Here is a 22870-nt window from a genome sequence, read left to right as displayed (position 1 = left end):
GCTAGGTTTGAGTGGATTAAGACGCTTTGTGAATGTGCTTGAAGGGGTACTGACTACCGCCCGACGCTTGAACCCGTCGCATACCTGCTTCAACCATTGCACTTGTCACCCGTACATAGTTGCGGAGCGTGGTTTGAATGGAAGAGTGGCCAAGTACTTTGCTGACCTCTTCAATCCGAAAGCCTAAGCGCAGAAACAAAGCTCCTGCTGTTTTGCGGCAAATCTTGGTTGTCAACCGTTCCTCAAAACCAATCTGCTCTTGAACGATCTTAGTCCAGCGGTTCATCGTCTGATTGGTCAGGGTAGGAATACCGTTCGGGTAGTTGGCTAAAATCCGGTTGACTTCGGGGAGTAATGGAACACAAGCGGTCAAATCGGTTTTGCCCCGGTTAATGAGGATCATACTACCCGCTTCGGTGGGTTGCTCAAACGCAGACGGATTAACCACGTACCGTTCCAAATCCGGTTGATCCATACCCGTATAGCACATGAGTAGTAGCCAGTCCCGCACTAAAGCCAGGGTAGGCAAACCCGTAACTTCTAGACTCCACAGCCGCTCCAAATGAACGCTTTCCAGAAAGTAAACCGGCTTGTCTTTGCCTTTGTCGGGGTAATAGTTCTCAATCGGGTTGCGAGCAATTTGCTGAGAAGCAACCAAGTAATTAATACTTGCCCGTAAGTAGCCCACATACCGAGCCGCCGACGCTAAACCAAGCGGACGTTTGATAAGCCAATGATAGTACCCTTCGGCCCACAAAGGGGTTATTAAATCGGCGGTTAGTCGTCCCTGTTTTTGCTCTTCGATGTAAGCCATTAAGTGCTGCTTACCGTTTTCCCATTTGTCAAGCGTTCGTTTTTCTCTGGCATCGGGTGTACCTTCCAATGAACGCAAGTAAATCAACTGTTGATCGTAGGCTGCTAGTAGGGTGGGCACTAAGGTTGTTTTCCGAGTCCAGTGTTGCTTGACAACCTCCGCCGTTGGGGACTGGACAAGTATACCCGCCTTTTGCAAACGCATCAGTTCGGCGAGTAACGTTTTGTGTTCAGCTACAATAGCTTCTAACTCCTGATTGGCTTGTTGAGCTAGTTTGGAGTAGCCAACTAGTTTTTGCGCTTGGGAGTTCCACTTGTCAACCTGTACGTAGACTCCACTGCTATAATCAGCACAGGTAGTACCGTCAACTTTCAGACGAATGTAGAGTTGACGCGGTTTATCGCCGGTAGTCTGACCGGGACGAAGCCGGAAGCGAACGGAAATCCGTAACCGTTCGCGTCGGGACAGAAGGGAAGACAGATTACTCATTGGTTTGCCCTCCTTTCTGCGCTAGTTGCTGCTGCGCGGCTTTGAGAATAATGGCACTAAAGAAACCGTCCAACGTTTCGAAATTGCCGCAACTCTTGGACGCGTTGCCAAACTCGGTGCTTGAGGCATACGCCAAAAACCAGTCCCGTACTTCGTCACGTAGGTCACTCATAAACGATAAATCGTTCATCAGGTCGACCAGGTGCGCATCAGTACAGGTTATAGTCAGGCCCGAGCGGTTAATCAGTTGGGGAACGTTGGCATTGGTATTGGCTGGGGTTTTCATCGAGATCATAGATTAGATAGTGAAGCTGAGCCGGATTGGTCAGCGGAAGAAATTTGGGGTAGAGGCTTTTCTTACAGGAAGCTAAGCGGGTTGAGCTTAGCGCAGATAGCGGCTCGTTGCCTACGGGATACGGGTACACTATAGCCCGTGGTTAGTCGAAGTAGGGCTTTAGCGCGAACTGAGCTAACTGAACCGGCTACGTAGTACGGGTTGATCAGGTGCGACTTGTGCACCCGCCAAAACGTTGGCAGCTGCTTGGCCAGTACGCACAGACTCTTAGCGAACAAGTGTGGTTTATCGTCTTTGGTATAAACGATGGCGTAATTACCGCGCCCTTCGATGCGTACGATCAGGCGAGAGTCTATAGCCGATGAGTCATACTGTAGGGCTACAGTTGCTGCGGGGTCAGTACCTCGACTAACCCCACCACTATACGCAAGCGCGCTCATTCCTCTTCGTAGGTAAGCTCCGCGCTGGCAATAGCGTACACCTTATCCATGTAGCCTTTTCTATCGACTACATCTAACCAGCTTTCCCGCTCGGAGCGTTTGTGAGCGCGGATGTTGATCTTATAGAGGTAGTAAAGCCGGTCATACACCTTACGCCATACTTCCTGTTGACCCACGCTTTTCGCCCGACAGTAGGCGTTGACTAACCGCTGTACTTTGATGCGGGTCGTTTCTTCGGGTAAAGTCTCACTGCTGCGGGGTATGTCCAGCAAGGAACGAGCGGCCTGTTGCTGGGAATCGATCATTTGCTTAAGCTGCTGTTCTAAATCAGCGATGCGTTGGGCATGATCGACGAGGAGTTGGTTGGGCAGCGCGGGCGCTAGTTTGTTTAACCGCTTCTCGCAATCGATGAAATACAACCTCGCTTGTCTACCCTTTTCGGTTCGCTCGACCATCGCTAGTTGCTTAGCCGTGTCAAGGGTCAGAGCGTAGTCGAGTTCTGGCCTGCCGAGTTTTTCTGAAATTTTAGAAAAAGTCCCTTTTCCCTCATTTAGTATCTCGTAGTCGGTACCTTCCAGAAATTTGTACTTGACGACGCGAACCTTGATCCAATCCGCAAAGCGCGACTTTACCCCTAAGAACTCGTGTAGTTCACGGGCTGACACTACAGGCGAGCCTTGCCCACCGGTCGTAATCGCAATAAGCTCCTTCATGACTACCGGCTATACGCTTTGAAATACTCGTTATAACGTACTTCGTCGCGCGCTTCCCACTCCTTGCGGGACTGTTCGTATTCGTCGGGGTTTGCTGCCTGCTGGTAAGCCTGATAGTTGACACGAGCTGCTGTTTGCAGGGCTCCTACTAGCTCTAAGCTGTAGTCTTCCAGCAATTCTAAATCCCGTAGATCCTCAACCGCCGATGAATGATCCTCAGCGCCGTGACTCTGTAGTAGATTACGCAGGATGTTTTGTCGGTATTGACTGATGGCTCTGTAGACCAGCATGGCTCCCGCTTCCTGGTTGCCGTGACCCACAACCAGGGGAAGCACTAACGAATAACTGATTTTGGGATTGACCTGTGGAGATACAGGTGTTCCTTCGGCGGAGGTTGTAGTTTCCCCACCGGATGCATAGCTTTGTTCCGTCATCTGATTTCATTGGTTAGATTGACATCGCCCCTTTGCTCTGCTCCGCCAAGAATAGAAGCATTGGGGCACTTTTGTTGTCAAATGAGTAAGTCTACCGTTAAGTGGGGCAACCTCCTCGGTACTATGCCACTCTTTTCGTGCCTCATTGATAGTACAATATTAGCTATAAGTTTACATATAAGCAAACTTATAGGGCAAATTTTTTAAGCTATTTTAGCCTTATATTTATTGACAAATCAGCATCTAGAGCGTCTGCTATTCGCTTCAAAGTTGTCAATGAAATATTGTCTCGTCCTTTTTCGTATAAAGCAATAGCTGATTTTTTAACTCCCATTCTTTCGCCTAACTCGGTTTGAGTAAGATTACGCTCCTTACGAAGTTTCTTAATTAGTTGCCCTATTTCTTCTGGTGTAATTGACATGACTACGATTCGAGGGTGTAAATATCCGATTCAAAGCTTTCGAATAATAGATAGTGAGTCAAAAAACCCTTACTCATCGGTCATTATTTCATATTAGCGGTACCGCTTACTATACTCTGTTTTACTTTTCGCCTGCCCGCTAGTTTATTCGCACCAAAGCCTATTTTATGAAGCACCTGTTTACCTTGCTCATTGCCTTTGCCCTTTTACTCAATAGCTGCTCACCCAAAGAAGAACCTCGACCAATGCCAAAAGCATCCTTTACCTGGACAAACGCAGGCGAAGGTGTGGTTCAGTTTACCAGTCAGTCAACCGAAGCCGACAATTACGAATGGAGCTTTGGGGACGGAGCCACAGCAACAACCAGCAGCCCCAAACATTCGTATGCGACTAACGGGATGTACAAGGTTGCGCTAATGGTCAAGAATCCAACAGGTACCGACCAGATAACCCAGGAAATACAGCTCTCGTCCTACACATCACCCGTTGCTAGTTTCTCTGTGTCGTACGGCGAGGAGGGTTTAGTCAGCTTTACCAACACCTCGTCAAACGCTACAGCTTTCCGTTGGGATCTAGGCAACGGCACGACCAGCGACTTAGCCTCACTATCCTTCAAATACCCGGAAAACAAGAAGTATACTATTACCTTAACCGCTACGGGTAAAGGCGGACAGACTAAGTCCAGCAAAGAAATTGAGGTTGTCAACGCTAAGCCGGTTGCTGATTTTAGCTGGAATGAGTCGAACGGACAGGTAAGCTTCATCAACAGAACCAAAAACGCCGACTCCTATAGTTGGGACTTTGGGAATGGTAAAACCTCAATAGAACCCAATCCGACGACTCAGTATTCTAAAGCTGGTGACTACACAATAAAGCTAACGGCGAAAGGAAAAGGCGGAGAATCGGTCAAGCAGAGCTTTATAAATATTTCGTTTACCAATTCGGTGCTCGCTGGTGCAGTAGATGATCCAAAGCTAGTTAGCTACTTACCGGGAACCTGGGCAAGCTATGTGGCTGGCAAAGGCTATAAGTATTACAATTACGTCTATACGTTCGCATTGTCGTCAAATGCCATGCAATACAAAAGCGTAACAAATACCTACGAGACACTGATCGATTCAAAGACGACTAACCTCGCTTACAAGTTTTCCATCGCTAATAACATAATTTATACCGACGACTATAGCGGCAAAAAGCAAAAATACGCTCGGATTCAGATTGTGTCCGAAGACCAGATGAAGCTTTTCCAAATCTTTGAATCTGCGTCGTCTTACAGTGAACTGTTTCCAATAACGCTCACCAAAACTAATGATGTCGAAATGTCAGCAAGCAGCGTGATAGCTTCCTCGTCAGTGCTTTCTATTTTGAATGGTATATGGGATCAGGGCAATTACTCGATCTACTCCGATGTTTCGTTTGATTTTTCATCGGGCAAAAACCATTATAGATATAGCACTACCTACAACGAGGCTAAATCTATTCAGAAGCGCGAGTTTAGGATTGACTCGGACAATATGTTTAGTTGTAGGGAATGGAACAGCGATTTTCGACCTGAATGGGAGAAGTATAAAATAGAAGTCGTTTCCCCATCACAGATTAATCTATACTCAATAAGTAGCGCCGGAGTAGTCAGCAAAACGCCAACTTATACTATGAATAAGCGATAAGCACACAGCGCCCGGAAATTTACCTGCAAGTGTATATCAGTCAGGTAAGAGCTACAATAAGTAGCCTACTCTTTCGGTAAATCTTCAATCCCTAAATGATCCATTCTATATTTTGCCTTTTCAACGTATAGCAACGCTCGATCCAATCCTAAGCAATAATCAAATCGGTGAAGCATATATTCAACCATACACAGCTTCTTAATGACTGTCTGGTCACTTTCTTCAAATTTACCTTCATGCACTAACGTGTTACGACTTTCCATATATTTCCTAATCAGCCGCTTTTCAAGTGTATCCTTGATATCTAGTCGCCTATCAAGCGATGGTAGATATTGGCTACACATTTTCAGCATATCAGGAGAAGGCGACTTTTCCATCAACCATTTGGTCTCTGGTATTCTTTTTTGAACGTATTCTTTAACACCCACTTCTAGTGCAGAATAACCTATTGTAAACGCTCCTCGCAAGTCATTGCTCTCACGGAGCCGGTAAGCTTCTATGAGTAAATCATGTCCTAGGGGTTCGGCCAGGTGTAGATTAGGCACTATAAGACTCTCAATTAAATCTCTGTTTACAGTCTCAGTAGGATGTCCTCCGACAATATCAAACAGAACACCTTGGGCTTGGTTGTCAAAAGGAACATCAACCCAGTTGATTTGATCAATCGACCATTGAAATGGAATTAATTGTCTTTTGTTTTTTAACTCAAAAGGCAATCCGGTAAGCCACCGAAATAGACGAAGTAGATCGTCAGGTCTTGTTGTGAGTAGCTTTCTTTGTGCTAACACTACTTCATCCAGCGATTTTTGGCTCCCTTTATCTAAGGGTATTTCGGCATTAAATAGCGAACCTGTAAGCGACGAAAAGTCGGCAAACTCAATTGAGATACATAGATAACCTCTTTGATTACCCCAGAAATTAGCTTGACTTACCCAGAAGCGAACCCATTCGTTATTGTTTAGCGGAATTGGCTCATCCTCGGAAATTGAAAACTTGACTTCTGCTACGCTATTTGGAATCAGATAACTATTAGTATATCGAAAGTAAACAGGATGATTTTTCACTATCAATTGAGTCTATTATTAATCATGAACTGAAAAGGGGCAACCAGTGATAATAGCTTTGCTAGAAAAAGGCCGTTTTGTTGGATAAAGTTGGCAAACTCACCAACTGACCACTGTCCTATCCGGTGAACATCAAGGCTGGTCTTCACGCTACCATCTTTTTAAAAATCTTTATCAATCTTAACCAGCGAAATAGTTACTGTTTGAGTTTTGGGCAACAACCCATCAAACGCTAAATGAATACGGGGACATGAACTGATCATAAAATCAAATAATGACTGCGGATCTTCTTTGTTACCCATCTCAACTGCCCTAGAAGAAAGCAGCAATATTGGATCTATCATATATTAGCTGGTAAGCAAGCCGCCAAAGATAAAATAAACCTCAATCAACGACTTTTTGCTTGAGGTAACGGTTGAAGTCTACACTTATGCTCCCTATCCCTACTGCCAGAATGATGTACTCGTTCGCAATTAAGCCAACTGGTAGCCATTAATGAGAATTGAAGGAATAACAAAGCCCGACCAGTCACAACTGGTCGGGCTTCAAATTGTTGTTTCTCATTTATCTAAAATAGCGCAGTCGCAAGCCAAACCAGCATAGTTATACGTTTTTTTGGTGAACTTCGCCTGGTATGCCATCCCAGATTGAAAATTGAACAGTAATAAGTCGCTCAATCTTAACTTTCTGATTTTGAAGCAATGTTGCATTGATCTTCTCAACAGCTTTAATAAAATCTTGCTTCGCTTGAGTAGCTGTTAACCCTTCAGCTTGCTTCCAAAGAGTTGTATTTGGCAAGTAGTAAGTGCCTTTAGAAGGTTGAGGACCGTTAGCTACCCAACTGTCCTCATACCCTAAATCTTTCATTTCTTTTTTAACTGCCGGCTGCTTGCTCGAAACATCGTACGTAACTAGAACATTGGTTTTTGCCATAATTTTGAGTCTTATAAAGTGAAAATTTGATGACACAGCACACAGAAGAGTTTCTATGTGCTGTGCTGATTGATTAAGCGTAACGAATTAACTCCCAGGTTACCGCCTTTCCATCGTAGGGTGGCATTCGGTTATCCTTTGCGATTGGGGCCGTTGTAGAAGGGGTGCTAAGTGCTTTCCAGACTCCGCTTTCTGGGCAGGATTCTCCTGTCCGTGCTTTTGTGCCAATGGGCTTTCTCATTGTTATGATTTTTTAAGTTTCAGCCATTAGTGTCAGAAGCTTACTTTTATCACCCATTTTTTTTGAGAATTTTTGAATGTTTTTTATAGCCTGTAATAATTCATTGATAATCAGAAGTAAAACTTAATAGTGTATTGTTTTTTAGGCACAAAAAAAACGGCTACCTCGTAAAAGGAGCCGCCTTAATAGAAGTATTTTAACTATTATTTATTCGTGAAATTAGCCAAGTTCCGCTGAGTCTCCGCATCCGTTACAACAACTAACGGTTGAAAGCCGTCTGTCTCAGCAACCAGGTAAAACTGACCTGCTGAGTTTAAATAAAGCTTGTTATCATAACGGATTACAGACTTGATGATAAGCTGTCTGTTTGTTAGTATAGACAGTTGTTTGCTATTCAACTCATAAGTCGGTTCAGTAGCAGAATCCGTAATATACTGACTGACATTCTGTATGACAGGGGCTCTTTGTCTATCTTCTTGTATAGTAAACCGCTGCTCTATTAGCTTAGCTTGAGGACCGGTCAATTTAGGTTCTTCTTCAGAATCAGCTTGGTTCGGCTTTGAGGATATAGTCGTTCCTGCTGGTTTATTGGAAGCATTAAAAGCAAAATAGTAAACACCCAACCCTATTGTTAAAAGTAAGATAGCAGCCGTAGCGTACCACCAATAAGACGCTTTATATGCCCATACTTTAGTTTCAGCAGGTTTTGTACTTTGCTGTGAGGTAGTTGCTTCCTCGGCTCGAATTTGCTCTTCAAGTTCTTGAAGGTAAGTCTTAATCTCTTTGTCTTCTCTCATTTGAAAAGCATCATGTATGTCTTTCTCAAATTCATCCATAACTGTTCGTATTATGGTTTTAATCCTAGAAAGATAGTCCTTAATCTTTCTTTACATTTATAAATCTGGTTGCTCGCGTTCTGGGCGTCAGTATAACCAAAGTGAACCGCAATAGCTTCAGGCTTCAACCCTCTATAAAAGACCATTTTTAATAACTCTTGGCACGATCCTTTCTTGCCAATCTCATCAAGTGCTCGATCCAGTTTGTCTAGTCGCACCTGCTTATCATCTTCGGCATCTTGCTGATCAGTACTGAGTTTGTTTAGCGTATCAGGATCATGTCCAAGTCGCTCCTGTTGCCTGCGATGGGCATGCCACATGTTTTTGCAGATCGAGTTGAGGTAAGTCTGGACACTAGAAGTTTCGTTGAAATTACCCTTTAGTAAATTCTCCCTAAACTTAATTACTGCATCCTGATAAATATCCGAAGCAACATCATCAGAAGCCCCCAGCCCATTCAAGAATCTTAAACAATAATTACGACATTGACGGTATACGAAGTCTAATCCTTCCCTTTCTCCTTTTCGAATAGCCTCAAGTGCTAGTTTATCGGTCATGTAATGCGCCGTCATTCATGTTAATAGTGGGTGTGACAATTTGTGAGTGAAAGTAAGTATTAATTATATTTTTTTGAAGTATATGTCAATCCCGCACTGATATAAAATCTGAGCCGGGGGGCTTTCTATGTGCATTAGAATGATCATTACTCAAAATGCCCCCGATGAGACATATGGCTTTTTATTAAATACTTAGCTTTTTTTTGAATATGGTGAAGCCACGCTCAATAATCAAGTTGTCTGATTGCTGCTCTTTTGTAAATCACTCACAGGAGCTTGGACAATGTAACTATACAGTATAGTCAAGTGCTTCAGTACACCATAAAAACGGGTATTTACCCGGCAGTTTCCAGTAGTTTACCCGTAGGCTTCACAATGGATAAAGGCTTGATTGCAGATTCAAACCAGGTATTTCTTACCCTGGCAAAGTCTATCCTGATCACCATCTTATGAAGGAAGAACTACGTTCAGTCGATATTAATGGTATAAAAACGGAATTACGCATTGATCCTTCTCTCCATACCAGTGTTTTACGTGCCCTAACAGGAACAACTCCAACAGACCAAGAAGTTGACCTTCTTTCATTACCCACCAAACCGCTGTGGCTTTCTAGCTGCATTCGACTACTTCGTTGGTATAGAGCTACTATTTCGCCTATCCTTGGACAGCGCTGCGTATATGAACCTAGTTGTTCCCGGTATGCTGAGCTTGCCCTTCGAAAACACGGTCTACTTAAAGGGGTGATACTTTCCGCGAAACGGTTGCACCGTTGTAAACCAGGCTGTGGAGGAGTAGACCTCCCTTAGCAATCCTTACCAAATAACTTCTCTTTATGACCTATATCGTTGAACCCATTGGTGCGCACTTTGCCTCCAAAGACCTCACTACGCTAGAAAATCGTTTTAATAGCCGGTCTGCTGATGGCTATCGACTCCATTCGGTATTCCAGGTAACTCAACCAGGCGGTTGTTTAAGCCTTGGGCGACCGGTTATTACTTATCTAGCTATCTACGAAAAGCCTGATTAATTGGTGAGAGCCTATAATCAGCGGCCTACTGGCAAGACTATGCCCTTTGTCAGTAGGCTTGGTTATACTTGTTCTATTGTAATAGCTTTCTGATTCGAGTGGCGTTGTCAGTGTCGGCCATGAAACACCTGTACCTAATAAGTTCTATCTGGCTTTTAACAGTAACAGGTCTGAGTAGGCAAGCACCTAACCCCCGAACTACTCATCGCGAGCATGTCAGTGAGCAGTCAACCGTAGCTACAGTTTTAATTTGTGGCAGTCGTAGGGCTTATTCCTACCACAGATATGAATGTCATGGCCTCACCAGTTACTGATCAGGAGTAAGCCGGTCTAGTGTAAGTGAAGTACGAAGCATGGGTTAGGTGCCGTGAAATATTTGCTATTAGAGAAACGGCCAACAACAAAAGCAATCAAATTTTACTAAGCAATTATTAATAACTTCACTGCTACAATATGTATATAGTATGTAAGTAAAGCCGAGAACTGGTTTTTTGTCGGACTTGACCTGAACTAATTCAATCTGCTGAATTCATAGCCTGGCCCATCCGTAGCAACACCCAAGTCGAAAAACATACGGCCCCTATTAATGTACAAGCTGGGGTTGCGTATATACCAATTGTCTTCTCTAGGCTGAGCATCAGTCTTAATTTGCAGTCCACCATTTAGCTTGATCACCTCATAGGTAACCTGATCGGTTTGGTTACCATTCTGTATTAGCTTAATCTGATTCTGATCGACTTCCAGTACTACGTTTGGTACAGACGGGTTTGGAATCATAGCCCATACCTTAGTCAACTTCCACTTTCCTGGTAACCATAGCTTGGCTTGTCCCATATCTTGGGTATGCTCTTTCAAGGGATCACCCGTAGGATTCACCTGATCTGTTTTATGACAACTTGTAATGCCCAAGACTAATAGTAGCAGGAAGCTTAAAACAATGTTTTTCATAGTTCAGCAGATCAGTTTGTACCTGGACAAGGACCCCGAACAAGCTGAAAAGGTTGGATCTTCTTACCGGAATATACTTGATTTCCTATTAACCGAATGAATTGCTTTGTTTGCTGCTTACCAAAAGTATTTAGGCCTTAATTGGCGCTTAACCCGCCTAGGTAACAACTTGCTCTCTCGATAAAACCGTAGGATAGCCTGCTCGTTACGTCGACTGAAACGAATGCGTCGGACGAATCCAATGCCCGTCGGTAGTAGGCCCACTCCACTACTTGCGATGATGATAGGCCCTAGATTCTCCTTCCCTTTTCCTAATTTGATCGTTGTAACTAAAGTGGTAATTAGAAAAGCACTGCTTGCCCCAACCAGCGTTACAGGCAGGCCAACACCTAGATAAATTTTACCGCCTGTTCGCTTGGCAGCAAATAAGTGCTCGACAGCGCGAAGCGTATCCAGGTACGAATATGTGCTGACCGACGCGCTCTGAGCCACAACTTTAGCTTGTGCTAAGGCAAATAGAGCAGTCAATAGGATTACTCTCACGGTACTTACGGGCATACACTAAAACGTAAAACTGTTGGCTACTATCAGCTACAAGTAGGCCATTCCTGATTAATACAGACCAAAGCAAGCTGGCGTACCCTGCCAACCACGTATAGACGTTAAATAGCTTGTCTGGTAGAATTCGTCTTTCTTGATTGCGAGAACCTGGGGCACCGGCTATCTGTTTTTATCTTGCCCATACTCCTGCTAGTTAGCAGCCTGAAGTAGTAGTAGCCAGTGCTCTAGTGATTAACTGGTTTATAGTCTAAACCAAACTGCTTAGCATATTCTTCTATTGGACCTAAGCCCACTTCAGCTCGCCGTTTGTTGACATTTGCTTCGTCTTCTATTGGACCGAACGACTTCTTGCCGGTACTATCCCCAATGACCTGAGTACCATAAAGCTGTTGCTGCCCTTTGGCCAACCGAATTCGGTCCGTTAACAAGGCTAGGTTTGATTTTTGCATTTCGCCTTCTTTGGCAGCTTGCTGCATCAAGGGAAAGTACTTTTCCTGAACCGACAAGGGAGAGTGTTGAATAACTAACCAGGCGGTATTGCCTTGTTTAGAACCGACTAAACGCTTGCCAGGGTAACCGTACTGGTTAATAATTTGCTCAATCCTTGCCAGATTTGTCGAATCAACTTGATGGATCTGCTGCCATAGCTGTTGCATCTGGGGCGAGTTCATGCCATAGCTGCGGATAAGAGAATCAACGCGCGATCGGGGTCGCTGGTCGGTGGTGTAGATAGTAATTAACTGTTGTTTCAGGGCTTGATTCAGACCTAGTTGAGCATCCTTTTTGATGAACACCTCTTCCGCTAGTTCTTTCATGCCCGAGGATCGTACTAGATCAAATTCGGGCGCAGTCTGCTGATCGTACCAAGTCTCTTCGGCTATTGCGTAATCAATATCAGTGGCCCGTTGAATATAGGACTTGGCCAAGTCATATTGCTTGCATTGAAAAGCGCACAGAGCTGCCCGCATTGTACTTAAAGCGCTTTTCTGAGCGATAGTGAACGCTTTCTGATAGGTAGTTAGACAGGGCTCACATTGTCCTTTCTGCAAATAAGCCAGTGCCCTTTCTACCGCACCAATGTAGGCGGTGTCTTGTATGGCATAAAGCGTCTGCGCCCAGGATGGCTGACCAAAACAAAGGCCCAGCCCAATAATTGTTGCGTAAAGATGTAGTCTCATTTTTTCCTGTCGTTTGATGGTCATGGATAAATTCTGGCGTAGTGAATGTATAATTTAGTTGAAAAAATAACCAAGTGTTTTCGTTTTAACTAGGTGCCTTTATTGACGTGTATTGGATTCAGAAAAGAACCGTATCGCATCATAAGACGTAATTAAGGCTACTGAGCCGTGGTTATCGTTCGGGTAGTATTTCCAGCGAAAAGCAAAGCCCTTTCGCGTATGTTTTTTAATAAGCCGGCACAATTGTAGAGCAGACCGAAAGTGTAGCGTTTTTATCGATGTATCTTTTTGCGCTGCGGTTAGGCTCATGCCCCTAGGGAGTGTATTAGACAGGGAGAGGTAAAGCGTTTTACCGCTTAATAAGCGACGAGACAGAATTGCTTTTGACTCCAGCAGCAGGCGTTGATGATCCCACCACATAGCAGGATCGATGGCTACATACTGCTTAAACAAGCCAGGATGCTTCAGGAGGGTGTTGATGACCATCAGCCCACCGGTCGAGTGGCCGACAAGGGTGCGATCTGAGGTTGCCGGGTAGGTAGACTCCACGTAAGGAATCAGCTCCTTTTCCAGAAAAGCGGTGAAAGCTTCTCCTCCCCCTGAGGTTTTGGCGAAAGTGGTGTCTGATACATCAAAAGGGGCCATATTGGCGACATGAGTCGGTGTCAATTCCCGTCCACGATCTGTCTGAATGATGCCGATTATAATCATATCCGGGCATAAGGAACTGCCGCTCAAGAGTTCGGTCATGCCCACTAGTGAATTGAACAGATAGCCCCCGTCAAAGGCGTAGAGAACGGGATACTTCTTTTTTTCGTTGGTCGGGTCATTTCTAGTGTCAGGCAGATGAACCCAGATATGTCGACTCTCCTTCAGGGTCTGGGAATAGAGGCTATCGACAAAGCCAGTGACAATCTGCTTCTTAGTGACTTGAGCACGGCCAGGAACGGCTAAACTGATGAAAACAAGAAGGAGTAGTCGGTACATTTTCTTCATGAGCGAATGAGCGATGTTCAGCACAAGAAGCGACTATGCGGGCTTATCTTTTGATTAGCGTCTGCTATTTATGAAGTTTTAACAGTTTAGTTTATCAAGGCCTGATGGTTGGCGGCGTAGAGATGGATGCGTCTGTATTTTAGGGAAATTCGGCAGCAATACTGGTTTTATAATTGGCCATAGCATGAATGGTAGTTACCAGACTCAAAGGTTGACTAATGCGGCTTTCTACGCTTTCGGATTGGGGACTATTTCTTTCCGATTAAGGACATTATAGCTTGTAAGCTATCAACCAACTGTAACTATAGTATTTATATGTGGCAGTCGTAGCGCTTATGCTTACCACAGCAATGAATGCTATGGCCTCAACCGTTACTGATCAGGAGTGAATTGGGTAAGCGTAAGTAAAGCTTGGAGTATAGGCTATGTACCGGGTAGGATTTGTTATTAATAAAATCGGTTTACGTCGAATGGACAACAAGAATCAGGCAAGACCCAATAGGCACGATTCGTAATTAAAAACTGCCTACTTAAATGAATTTTACAAACATCTCACTAGTAAATAGTTGCTCCCCAAATAACTCTTTATACGTACCAGCATAAAGCTTTCGTTTGATCCTTACACAACATACATAGGTTGCAGGCAAGGAATACGAGATAGATTTATTTAATGAATAGCGAGTGATGCCTTATTTACTAAACAATAGTCGCAGAGTACACCTGCTAGGTATAGCGCTCCTACTGATTTGCCTTCTGGGGTGTCAACATAAAAAAGACGTGCTGCCAGATGTCGCACGCATTGAAGTAGTGCTGGCAAAAAATAAGCCATTGCTACCTATCGTCTTCTTGGAAGACTCTACTCACAAGCAGGTTACACTGGATGTTTACTATTTTGACGCTAACAATTCGTTTGTAAGCCCGGCAGTGACTCCCCAGTTCTTGGTCAACGGACAGCCATTATCGAGCAACACTTATACCTTTAGCCAACCCGGCCAGTTCACCTTCTCAGCTCAAATAGGTAACCGGAAAAGTGACAATGAACTAGTCGTAAAGGTGGGCTCAGTTGCCGATCTGATAAGTCGCTTCTCTATCACAACCGCAGTACCGGCTCTCAATGCCGATTCGATTAGTCGCCTGCCATTGATCTATGAACTGGTTGATGGGAAAGGCCGCTCGCTCAACCCAATTGACTATCCACCCATCAGTCTGTCCGTGAATGAAACGCGGAATCCCAACAACGACTTCTTGTCAACCCAACAAGCGGGCGAACACAGGCTACAAGCCAGTTTTCTAGGAAAGCGCTCTGACGTACTGCTTGTAACAGCTCGGAAGCCAGCCCGCTACCCGCTAGTTCGACTACCGGTCATTATTCATATTCTTCAGTCTGCTAATGCCAGCCAAATTAACCCTACAAGTATACTAGCCGACGTCAACCGGACGTTTCGTCAAAACAAGCGCTCAACGGATCCCAATCAGGCAGATGCATATCTTGAGTTCGTGCCAGCGACTACCGATCCGGATGGACACCCATTGACTATTGCGGGCTTAGATATTTTGACTGTCGATAATCCCTCTAGTATTGATACGGCCCGGGCGTGGGTTAACCGAATCGTCCATCACTGGTGTCCTCAGCAGTACATTAACGTATTCGTTAGTTTAGACTGGGTACGGCGGTATGGACGTGGCTATTCTTATTCCTACTTTCCTGGTAGCCCGGGCAGTACACCCCTTACTTGTGAGCAGATCCAGACAATAGACTGGCCAACCAATGATGTACCCGCTATTTACATTTATGACCAGTGGTCATTTATTTCGTTGGATCATGAGTTAGGGCATTTTCTGGGGTTAGTTCATACGTTTCAATACGGCTGTTCACGCTCAGGGCTTGAAGTGGATGTACCTTACCATGTGGAGGCTTACCCTGACGCTAGTGGGCTTAAATACACCTGTGATCGTATTCCTTTTGTTTCTCAGTATGTCATGGACTATTATGTACCACACAATAGTTTTACTTATGATCAGGTGAAGAGCATGCGACGAACATTAAATGTAGGCAGCTACATTCCTAAAGCTGTTACACGTCGGGGTGATCAACGAAGTGGGGCTATACCCTTTCGTTTGGAGCAGGGTAGTATCATTCCTTGTCAGAGTCAATAAAGAAAGTCTTGAGCAACAATCGCTCAAATTTGAGTCCCGTCAACTTTGGCCTCAATAACCCGCTGTATACTCTCCGGCACATTCGACAGTAAATCATAGCCCGTCTGCCGTTCTACTTCATCGACGCTCACCCGGTAATTACCCCATGGCTGTTCACCAACAGCGTTTGTGTTAGGCATCCACACCGCAATAACCCGCGTCTGAGCACTTATCCGGTTCACATCGTCCGAACCTACCGGTAAGACGACAATCACCTTCCAGAGTGCAGCCGGAACGCTAAGCTTACCTCCGGCGATACTGCTTGCTTTTCCGTTGTCTCCTTCCCCCCCCTTACCCGACGTACCGGCAATGATGTATAACTCGTTACCTTGAGCAACTAACGTACGGGCGTATTCTTCCAGTAGTCGCCAGGCTTGCCGGTTGTGAGTTGGTGCCTGGGGGACAATGTTGGTAAGAATAAAGGTAGTCCGGTTTTCGTCGGCCGTACTATCCCGGTCATCGGATGGGCAGAGGTGCCCACGGTCGAAACCTGTGTTGGTGTAATCAGCATGCTTTGCTTGGTACCAGCCAGCGGGCAAGGATTGATCGGGAATGAAGTTTCCGTTGTAGCGCGTAGCTGATCCTTTCCAGGCTGCGCTTAAGTGCCAGCTACACCAGTTAGCTATTCCTGTTGACTGATTGTAGGACAGGCTATACATTGGCCGAGCGATCAGGTACGCGTTTGGACTAGACTCGGCAGTCTTGGCGTTATCTGGATTGCCCAGCGCCATATTATCGTCACGGGTGGGGGAGGTGTTCTGCGGAGCTGGAGCCGATGAATGCTTACAGTCGTAGAAAGAAAAGGTCAGCAGCAGTAAACACAGTAGTTGTTTTACGTAGGTCATCGGCTTAACCGAAAAGTAAACGTGAAAAACAGGGATCAGCAAGCACAATCAACTACACGCAAAAAGAGTCCGACTAACTACTCAGCCGGACTCTTTCTTGGTACCTAACAACTATTTAGCAACTAGCGCTTAAACTCTTTATTAACTAGCTAACAATCAGTTGGTTATGTTATTTAGTGCAGAGAGCGAGGGATTCGAACCCCCGGTACCCTTGCGAGTACTTCTGATTTCGAATCAGACCCGTTCGACCACTCCGGCAGCTCTCTGTTTCGTTTGGGAGTGCAAATATGCATCATTGTTTTCTTCGACGCAATACCCACCTATCAAAAAATAGCGTTTATTCGCTTATCTCACCACTTATTGACTTACTCAACAGGTTTCGCACCTGAATCGGGTCGGCCTCACGTCCTAACACAACCATCAGTTTTGTGATGGCGGCCTCTGTTGTACTATCTGCTCCGCTTATTACACCAATTTGTTCCAGCCGTTTACTCGTTTGGTAGCGTCCCTGCGTCACACGCCCACCGTTACATTGTGATACGTTGAATAAGACAATTCCTTTATCAATTGCTTTTTCGAGCGTATTCAAAAACCAGCTGTCTGTTGGTGCGTTACCCGCTCCGAACGTTTCAAGTACAACGCCACGCAGATTCGGAATAGTCAAAATCGATTCCACGACGGGTTGAGTGATTCCGGGAAACAGTTTCAGGATGGTTACGTTTGAGTCGATTGCTGTTTGAACGCGCAGCGACAAATCGGCCTGATAAGGACGGATGTAAGGTCGATTATAATCAATACTAACGCCTGCGGTCGCGAGAGGTGGATAATTTTCGGACGTAAAGGCATTGAACTGAACACTTTCGTGCTTGGTGGCCCGGTTTCCCCTCAACAAAAATGAATTAAAATAGACACATACTTCGGGCACAATAGGACGCCCCTCCTGTTGCGAACTCGTATCAACATCGGCGGCAATCTCCAGTGCAGTAATAAAATTCTCTCGGGCATCGGTACGTGCGACACCGATTGGTAATTGAGCCCCGGTCAAAATAACTGGCTTCGTCAAGCCTGTAAGCATAAAACTCAGCGCCGAAGCCGTGTAGGCCATCGTGTCGGTACCGTGCAGAATGACAAAGCTATCGTATTCGTTGTAATACCGCTCGATCAACTGCGCCAGTTCTACCCAAACGGCGGGCTTCATGTTCGATGAATCGATGATCTCGGGAAGCGTTAAGATCGTAATTTCGAAATCGAGCCGGTTCAATTCAGGAACTCGCTCAAGTACTTGCTCAAAGTTAAACGGAATTAGCTGGCTGGCTTTGGGATCGTAAACCATTCCAAAAGTGCCCCCTGTATAAATAACCAACACTGACGAACGGGGCTGCTTTGGGCGAACCGGATTTATGTGAACTGTTTTGTACTCCATTTATGCTGTAGAATAGTATGGCGATCAACCCGGTAGCAGGTTGTCGTATAATGACGGAAGAAGAGACAGGGCGTTTGCTGTTGTGTGGCGCGCGATATCATCCACGCTTATCTGTTTGAGGTCAGCGACGCGCTGAGCAATTAGTGGAATGTACGATGGTTCATTTCGCTTGCCCCGGTAAGGCACGGGCGCTAGATAAGGCGCGTCAGTTTCCAGCACCAGGGCATCCAGACTAATATGGGGCAGCACCTTGTCCAGACCGCCGTTTTTGAAGGTACTGACGCCACCGATTCCTAGTTTAAAGCCCATTTCGATGGCTCGGCTGGCTTCGTCGAGGGTCCCGACGAAACAGTGAAAAATGCCGGTAAGTCCGGGCAGGGCGAGCTTTTCGATCACATCGGCGGCTTCCTTAAATGCGTTTCGGTCGTGGCCCGAACGAGTGTGCATCGAAACCGGCAACTTTTGTTCAGCGGCCCACCGGAGCTGCGTTTCAAAAGCGACAAACTGCTGCTCAACAAATGTCATATCCCAGTAAAAATCCAGCCCGATTTCACCAACGCCCATGAACGCATTTCGATTCAGATGATCCTCAACAGCCGCTAACTCGTCCTCAACTGTGTCGTTGACATAAGCCGGATGCAGACCCATCATTGGTAAACAGCGGTCGGGGTATTGCTCAGCCAAAGCCATCATACCCGGAATGGTTTCGCGGGCGCAGTTCGGCATCCATATCTGGCCAATTTGTTGCGATTCAGCCCGCTCCAACATGGCATTAAGCTCGTCGGTAAACTGATCGTCGTAAATATGTGCGTGTGTGTCAATAAACATTCTACATCGTTGATTCAATGGCTACCAGCGGCAATCCACTGACTTTTATGCTGTATGTGAGCTATTTATAGTTTCGTTCCTTCCAGTTGATCGGAGTCGGTAACCAATAGAACAACACGGACAACGGGCCAATAAGCAGTTGGTAGCCATCAAACAGCAACGCATACGGCCACAAGTTGGTTTGCCGCAAGCGACTTAATCCAACCGAGATCGCCAGCGTTTGTATCATCAACCGCACCACGTAAAGACCAACGGCGGCCATTGGAGCAACCCAAAATAATAGTATAAACAAGGGTAAAGCAAGGTATTGAAGGTAAAGCGCGGTGACGATCCAACCCGGCAATTGAACCGCTCCGCGCATCCAGCGTTTGCGCTGGTTCAGGAATGAAGACAGCGTATCGACCGCTTTCGTCCGGGCTAAAACCCGTTCGTCGAGAACATTCCGGAAATCGTACCCCTGCTGCACAATCGCCCTGAACAGTGTGTAGTCTTCGGTCACGGAAAACGGCAATGCGTCATACCCGCCAACGGCCTCATAGGCGATTCGACTTACAGCCATGTTGTTACCCATCGCTGTGATTGGAATGCCGACCGCGCCAAGCAGGTACGTTACGGTTAAATTGTACAGCCAGTCTATTGTCTGTAGTTTGTGAAAGACCCGTGGCCCCTCAGGCAAGGTCACCCCCGTAACAATACCCACCGGGTTCGTCAGTTGTCGGAGCAGTTCGTGGACCCAGTCGGACGGTACGGTTGTGTCGGCATCCGTGAAGAAAAAATAATCCCCATTAGCCCGACGCGCCAGTTGAGCCAGCACATTCGCTTTCCCGCGCAATCCATCGACGGTTTCGGTGATGTCGATCAATCGATACTGCGGTTTATCAACAATATAAGCAGTTACAAGCGAGGCCGTTTGGTCCGTCGATCCATCGTTCCCGATTAGCACTTCCAACGCATCAAGCGGGAACGAAAGCTGCGTTATAGCCTGTAAACAGTTCAGAATGGTGGACTCTTCGTTACGGGCTGCAATCAGGATGCTGACCGATGGAGCAAGCGCCCTAGCACCAGACCGGCTTGCGCTGACCTCATTCGGCTGGCGGTCAGTATCCGGCATAAACGGGTTGCGGCACGGCGCGGAATGAATACCCTCGCTCGGCAAAATAAGCCAGCATCCGAGGTAGCACATAGCGCATGGTCGGGAATGCTTTCAGGCTATCATGGAAAACGACAATAGAACCAGGCTGGGTGTACTGAATTGTTTTACGTAAGCATACGTCCGGATGCAGAGTTCGGTCGAAATCGCCGGTTAGTACATCCCACATCACTACGGCGTAATTTTCCATTACCTCAGCCGCCTGCGTCTTCTTAATCCGGCCATAAGGGGGCCGAAACAGGGCGGTTTCGATACTTAGTTCCTGCTGACATTTTTGGATATTTTCCAGATAGTCGGCATCGTCCGTTTTCCAGCCATTCAGGTGGTTGAAGGTATGGTTACCAACCATATGCCCCGCTTCCAGCACTTTGTAAAGCATATCCCGGTGCTTTCTGACGTTATCACCAATGCAAAAGAAAGTCGCCTGGGCTGCATATCGATCTAGCTGTTCGAGCACGAATTCGGTCACCTCTGGAATTGGCCCGTCATCGAACGTCAGGTAGATTGTCGGCTCGGCAGCATCCTCGATCTTCCACCAAAATTCGGGATAAACCGTCCGGAGTAGGAAATTTGACTTATGCAGAAAGAAAGACAAAGCTGTTTCGGTTTATAGTTTACGGTTCAGATTTATGGCTCAGGTCTATGGTTTACCAGCTCGCTCAACGTAACCAAGCCAAAGCAATGCGCAATCAGCCTGTTTAACTAAGATCGCGCCCTTTCCAACGATAGCCTTTTCCCTGGGCAACCAGACCAAAGAATACGACATAAACCGGATAGAACAACTGCGTCAATGGAATTGCGGCCACGGACGATTTTTTTTGTAAAAAAACAAGAACCTGCCGTAAAAACAAAAACTCCGGCAGAACCTTTAAGACGACAACGGAAAGTGTAACCGTTCCGTTTAAAAATCCGAGTAACCAGCCTACTACGGCCAATAGCGGGGACATGTTGCTTAGGAAAATAAATACCGCCAGTACCGTTGGCGCCCAGCTCTGGTACATACGCCATTTGCTGGCCCAGCGTTTTCGCTGGTTGTAAAATGCTTTCCACGACCGGTGTGGCTGCGTCCTGACAACGGCTTTTTCGCTTTTCAGAAAACCAACCTCGCCGGGGTAACGAACCGCCATTTTGTGCATCAGAAACTCATCGTCGCCCGAAGCCAACTGATCGACCCCCGCAAACCCGCCTACCTCGGCAAAAGCCGCTTTTTCGTAGCATAGGTTAGCCCCGTTGCACATGGTCGGCCAGCCAAGCGCCATCGTGCAGGCTCCCGACCCGATCAGACTGGAAAACTCTACCGTTTGTAAGGAGTCAAAAACGGATTGATTGGTTGTGAAGGTAACAGGCCCCGAAATCAGTTTTAATCCGGTTTTTTGGTAAAACGTGGCAAAAGCCGATAGCCAGTCCGGTCCCACGCGGCAGTCGCCATCGGTCGTTAGAATCAGATGACCCTGCGCAATAGCGATACTTTGGGTGATAGCGCGCTTTTTGGGCGAAGCCGTTCGTTCATCGGACAACGCCAGTAACCGCAGCGGAAACGACGCCTGACGAATATGTTGTTGCACGACAGCCCCTGTCTGGTCGGTAGACGAATCATCGGCCACAATCACCTCGAAGTTTCGGTACGTCTGTCGGTCGAGATCCGTCAGTAGCGCCCCGATGTTGTCGGCTTCATTGCGGACCGGAATAATGACCGTCACAAGCGGTCCCGCTGACCCGTTTTGCGGTGGATTAACGGCAGGTATCCGCAACCAGGTTAGCCAGAGCAGGAGTGTAAACAGGAAGTAGATCACGCTAACCGCCAACAAAAAAAGAATCATTCAGCCGTTAGTTTTAGTTTCCACACCCAAATCAAACCGACCAGTACGGGTGTCAATACATTGGCGAACCAGAGCGTCAGCGTGGCCGTCAGCAACACCGGAGCCGGAATACCGAATGGCGCAAATACCCACAGCGACGCAGCTTCCCGAACGCCCAGATCACTCAGCAAATTGAAGGCAGGCGTCATGGTTTTAGCCAGAAAAACGAGCCCAACGCCCGAGGCTGCGACAGCGCCCGGCAGAGTGATACCCAGCAGGCGAAGAGCGATGTAAAACTGAGCCGAAAAAACAAGGTAACGAACGGCAGCCGCAACAAGCGCTAGTCCAATCTCGCGGTCATCGTACTGTCCCGCAACGGCCCAGTACGACGCATACCGCTGCGCGTTTGGAAACCGTTCCAGCCAACGCACGAGCGGACGACGCACGAAGCCGAATACAACGCCGAGTCCAGACAAACCAGCCAGGACCGCCAGCAGCCCCTGTCCGCCGAGGGTGTTTCGTTCCGGCACGACGGTCAGATGATGCCACCAGGCTGCGGCTCCAAACACGAGTGCGACGTAAAACTGCATGCCGCCCGATACCAGCGAGGCACCGACAGCTCCCGCCCGGTTTGTACGCAGCGACAGCACCCGTCCGGCGGTATCGCCCAACTGAGCGGGTAACGCAAACCCCAGCGCCACACCCGCCAGCACACCTTTGTAGGCTTGCCAGAAATTGACGCCTTCCACACGACGGAGCAGAATCTGCCATTTGAGCGCTTCAAAGCCCCAGTTTACGGGCGTCAGCATCAACAGCGCCAGCATCCATCGTTCGGGGTGAGCGACGGTTCGGATCTGACGGTTTACGACAGTCCAATCGAACTGCTGCTGCCGTAACACGTAGCCGATATAAACGACAAGTCCGGCCAAAACGACGATTTTAGCCCAAAACGTGATTTTTTTAGTTAGTTTCAGCGACAAAACGTATAAGAACACGTTACTTTGCAAAGAGCACA

Annotated in this window: 26 protein-coding genes and 1 tRNA gene; 4 read left to right on the top strand and 23 right to left on the bottom strand. The window is 46.7% G+C overall.

The features are described from left to right. Nucleotides 1-16 precede the first annotated feature (16 nt). The 6 genes from LQ777_RS09925 to LQ777_RS09900 form a co-directional block, all read right to left on the bottom strand. Nucleotides 17-1303 carry a tyrosine-type recombinase/integrase gene (locus LQ777_RS09925; protein WP_232562357.1) on the bottom strand — a complete coding sequence of 429 codons (1287 nt, stop codon included), beginning with the start codon at nt 1301-1303 and terminating at the stop codon, nt 17-19. Further along, entirely contained in the window at nt 1296-1589 is a 294-nt protein-coding gene (locus tag LQ777_RS09920; RefSeq protein WP_232562356.1) for a hypothetical protein, read from the bottom strand. The genes LQ777_RS09925 and LQ777_RS09920 overlap by 8 nt, the downstream gene beginning before the upstream one ends. Nucleotides 1590-1660: 71 nt before the next feature. Continuing rightward, nucleotides 1661-2038 (bottom strand): LytTR family DNA-binding domain-containing protein, encoded by a 378-nt coding sequence (locus LQ777_RS09915; RefSeq protein WP_232562355.1) that lies wholly within the window; start codon nt 2036-2038, stop codon nt 1661-1663. Continuing rightward, the gene (locus tag LQ777_RS09910; RefSeq protein WP_232562354.1) at nt 2035-2751 is read right to left on the bottom strand and encodes an antA/AntB antirepressor family protein; all 717 of its coding nucleotides are present in this window, start codon (nt 2749-2751) and stop codon (nt 2035-2037) included. The genes LQ777_RS09915 and LQ777_RS09910 overlap by 4 nt, the downstream gene beginning before the upstream one ends. A 2-nt stretch (nt 2752-2753) precedes the next feature. After that, nucleotides 2754-3185: a hypothetical protein gene (locus tag LQ777_RS09905; RefSeq protein ID WP_232562353.1), complete on the bottom strand. Its 432-nt coding sequence runs from the start codon at nt 3183-3185 to the stop codon at nt 2754-2756. 208 nt (nt 3186-3393) lie between these two features. Next, complete coding sequence (locus LQ777_RS09900) at nt 3394-3606, bottom strand: helix-turn-helix domain-containing protein (RefSeq protein ID WP_232562352.1); 213 nt, start codon at nt 3604-3606, stop codon at nt 3394-3396. 167 nt (nt 3607-3773) lie between these two features. On the opposite strand from LQ777_RS09900, the gene LQ777_RS30585 reads away from it, so the two are divergent. Continuing rightward, nucleotides 3774-5273 carry a PKD domain-containing protein gene (locus LQ777_RS30585; protein WP_280059686.1) on the top strand — a complete coding sequence of 500 codons (1500 nt, stop codon included), beginning with the start codon at nt 3774-3776 and terminating at the stop codon, nt 5271-5273. A 65-nt stretch (nt 5274-5338) separates the two neighbouring features. Here LQ777_RS30585 and LQ777_RS09885 read toward each other — a convergent pair whose 3' ends face one another. The 6 genes from LQ777_RS09885 to LQ777_RS09860 form a co-directional block, all read right to left on the bottom strand. Further along, nucleotides 5339-6337 (bottom strand): hypothetical protein, encoded by a 999-nt coding sequence (locus LQ777_RS09885; protein WP_232562351.1) that lies wholly within the window; start codon nt 6335-6337, stop codon nt 5339-5341. 161 nt (nt 6338-6498) lie between these two features. Beyond that, nucleotides 6499-6681, bottom strand: a complete 183-nt coding sequence (locus LQ777_RS09880; protein ID WP_232562350.1) for a hypothetical protein — start codon at nt 6679-6681, stop codon at nt 6499-6501. 259 nt (nt 6682-6940) lie between these two features. Beyond that, nucleotides 6941-7270, bottom strand: a complete 330-nt coding sequence (locus tag LQ777_RS09875) for a hypothetical protein (protein ID WP_232562349.1) — start codon at nt 7268-7270, stop codon at nt 6941-6943. A gap of 73 nt (nt 7271-7343) precedes the next feature. Continuing rightward, nucleotides 7344-7511, bottom strand: coding sequence for a hypothetical protein (locus tag LQ777_RS09870; RefSeq protein ID WP_232562348.1), 168 nt, complete (start codon nt 7509-7511; stop codon nt 7344-7346). 203 nt (nt 7512-7714) lie between these two features. After that, nucleotides 7715-8347: a hypothetical protein gene (locus LQ777_RS09865; RefSeq protein WP_232562347.1), complete on the bottom strand. Its 633-nt coding sequence runs from the start codon at nt 8345-8347 to the stop codon at nt 7715-7717. Between the two features lie 11 nt (nt 8348-8358). Beyond that, nucleotides 8359-8904: an RNA polymerase sigma factor gene (locus LQ777_RS09860; protein ID WP_232562346.1), complete on the bottom strand. Its 546-nt coding sequence runs from the start codon at nt 8902-8904 to the stop codon at nt 8359-8361. A gap of 449 nt (nt 8905-9353) precedes the next feature. Between LQ777_RS09860 and yidD the strand changes: the two genes are divergently transcribed. Together yidD and LQ777_RS09850 are read left to right on the top strand one after the other, a co-directional pair. Beyond that, on the top strand, nt 9354-9710 hold the full coding sequence (yidD, locus tag LQ777_RS09855) for a membrane protein insertion efficiency factor YidD (RefSeq protein ID WP_232562345.1): 357 nt from the start codon (nt 9354-9356) through the stop codon (nt 9708-9710). 26 nt (nt 9711-9736) lie between these two features. After that, a complete protein-coding gene (locus tag LQ777_RS09850; protein WP_232562344.1) occupies nt 9737-9931 on the top strand; it encodes a hypothetical protein in 195 nt (64 codons plus the stop codon). A gap of 510 nt (nt 9932-10441) precedes the next feature. Here LQ777_RS09850 and LQ777_RS09845 read toward each other — a convergent pair. The 3 genes from LQ777_RS09845 to LQ777_RS09835 all read right to left on the bottom strand — a co-directional run bounded on the left by LQ777_RS09845 (nt 10442) and on the right by LQ777_RS09835 (nt 13614). After that, nucleotides 10442-10879: a hypothetical protein gene (locus tag LQ777_RS09845; protein ID WP_232562343.1), complete on the bottom strand. Its 438-nt coding sequence runs from the start codon at nt 10877-10879 to the stop codon at nt 10442-10444. A gap of 785 nt (nt 10880-11664) precedes the next feature. Beyond that, nucleotides 11665-12618: a DUF6624 domain-containing protein gene (locus LQ777_RS09840; RefSeq protein WP_232562342.1), complete on the bottom strand. Its 954-nt coding sequence runs from the start codon at nt 12616-12618 to the stop codon at nt 11665-11667. 99 nt (nt 12619-12717) lie between these two features. Further along, a complete protein-coding gene (locus LQ777_RS09835; RefSeq protein ID WP_232562341.1) occupies nt 12718-13614 on the bottom strand; it encodes an alpha/beta hydrolase in 897 nt (298 codons plus the stop codon). A gap of 777 nt (nt 13615-14391) precedes the next feature. Here LQ777_RS09835 and LQ777_RS09830 point away from each other — a divergent pair. Then, nucleotides 14392-15771, top strand: a complete 1380-nt coding sequence (locus LQ777_RS09830; protein ID WP_232562340.1) for a M43 family zinc metalloprotease — start codon at nt 14392-14394, stop codon at nt 15769-15771. A 23-nt stretch (nt 15772-15794) separates the two neighbouring features. Here the strand turns inward: LQ777_RS09830 and LQ777_RS09825 are convergent, their stop codons facing one another. The 8 genes from LQ777_RS09825 to LQ777_RS09790 all read right to left on the bottom strand — a co-directional run bounded on the left by LQ777_RS09825 (nt 15795) and on the right by LQ777_RS09790 (nt 22835). After that, on the bottom strand, nt 15795-16655 hold the full coding sequence (locus tag LQ777_RS09825; RefSeq protein WP_232562339.1) for a DNA/RNA non-specific endonuclease: 861 nt from the start codon (nt 16653-16655) through the stop codon (nt 15795-15797). A 179-nt stretch (nt 16656-16834) separates the two neighbouring features. Then, nucleotides 16835-16921 (bottom strand) — tRNA-Ser (locus tag LQ777_RS09820). A gap of 71 nt (nt 16922-16992) precedes the next feature. Next, nucleotides 16993-18078: an asparaginase gene (locus LQ777_RS09815; RefSeq protein ID WP_232562338.1), complete on the bottom strand. Its 1086-nt coding sequence runs from the start codon at nt 18076-18078 to the stop codon at nt 16993-16995. Nucleotides 18079-18102: 24 nt separating this feature from the next. Continuing rightward, nucleotides 18103-18906, bottom strand: coding sequence for a TatD family hydrolase (locus tag LQ777_RS09810; protein ID WP_232562337.1), 804 nt, complete (start codon nt 18904-18906; stop codon nt 18103-18105). A gap of 61 nt (nt 18907-18967) precedes the next feature. Beyond that, nucleotides 18968-20017 carry a glycosyltransferase family 2 protein gene (locus tag LQ777_RS09805; RefSeq protein WP_232562336.1) on the bottom strand — a complete coding sequence of 350 codons (1050 nt, stop codon included), beginning with the start codon at nt 20015-20017 and terminating at the stop codon, nt 18968-18970. Continuing rightward, nucleotides 20004-20651: a polysaccharide deacetylase family protein gene (locus tag LQ777_RS09800; RefSeq protein ID WP_232562335.1), complete on the bottom strand. Its 648-nt coding sequence runs from the start codon at nt 20649-20651 to the stop codon at nt 20004-20006. Before LQ777_RS09800 ends, LQ777_RS09805 begins: the two co-directional genes overlap by 14 nt. 103 nt (nt 20652-20754) lie before the next feature. Beyond that, on the bottom strand, nt 20755-21876 hold the full coding sequence (locus tag LQ777_RS09795) for a glycosyltransferase family 2 protein (protein ID WP_232562334.1): 1122 nt from the start codon (nt 21874-21876) through the stop codon (nt 20755-20757). Beyond that, nucleotides 21873-22835 carry a lysylphosphatidylglycerol synthase transmembrane domain-containing protein gene (locus LQ777_RS09790; RefSeq protein ID WP_248478388.1) on the bottom strand — a complete coding sequence of 321 codons (963 nt, stop codon included), beginning with the start codon at nt 22833-22835 and terminating at the stop codon, nt 21873-21875. The genes LQ777_RS09795 and LQ777_RS09790 overlap by 4 nt, the downstream gene beginning before the upstream one ends. Nucleotides 22836-22870 lie beyond the last annotated feature (35 nt).

Origin of the sequence: Spirosoma oryzicola (genome assembly GCF_021233055.1) — a bacterium.
In the GTDB taxonomy this organism is placed as follows: Bacteria; Bacteroidota; Bacteroidia; order Cytophagales; family Spirosomataceae; genus Spirosoma; species Spirosoma oryzicola.
This window is presented reverse-complemented; position numbering and strand designations above follow the sequence as displayed.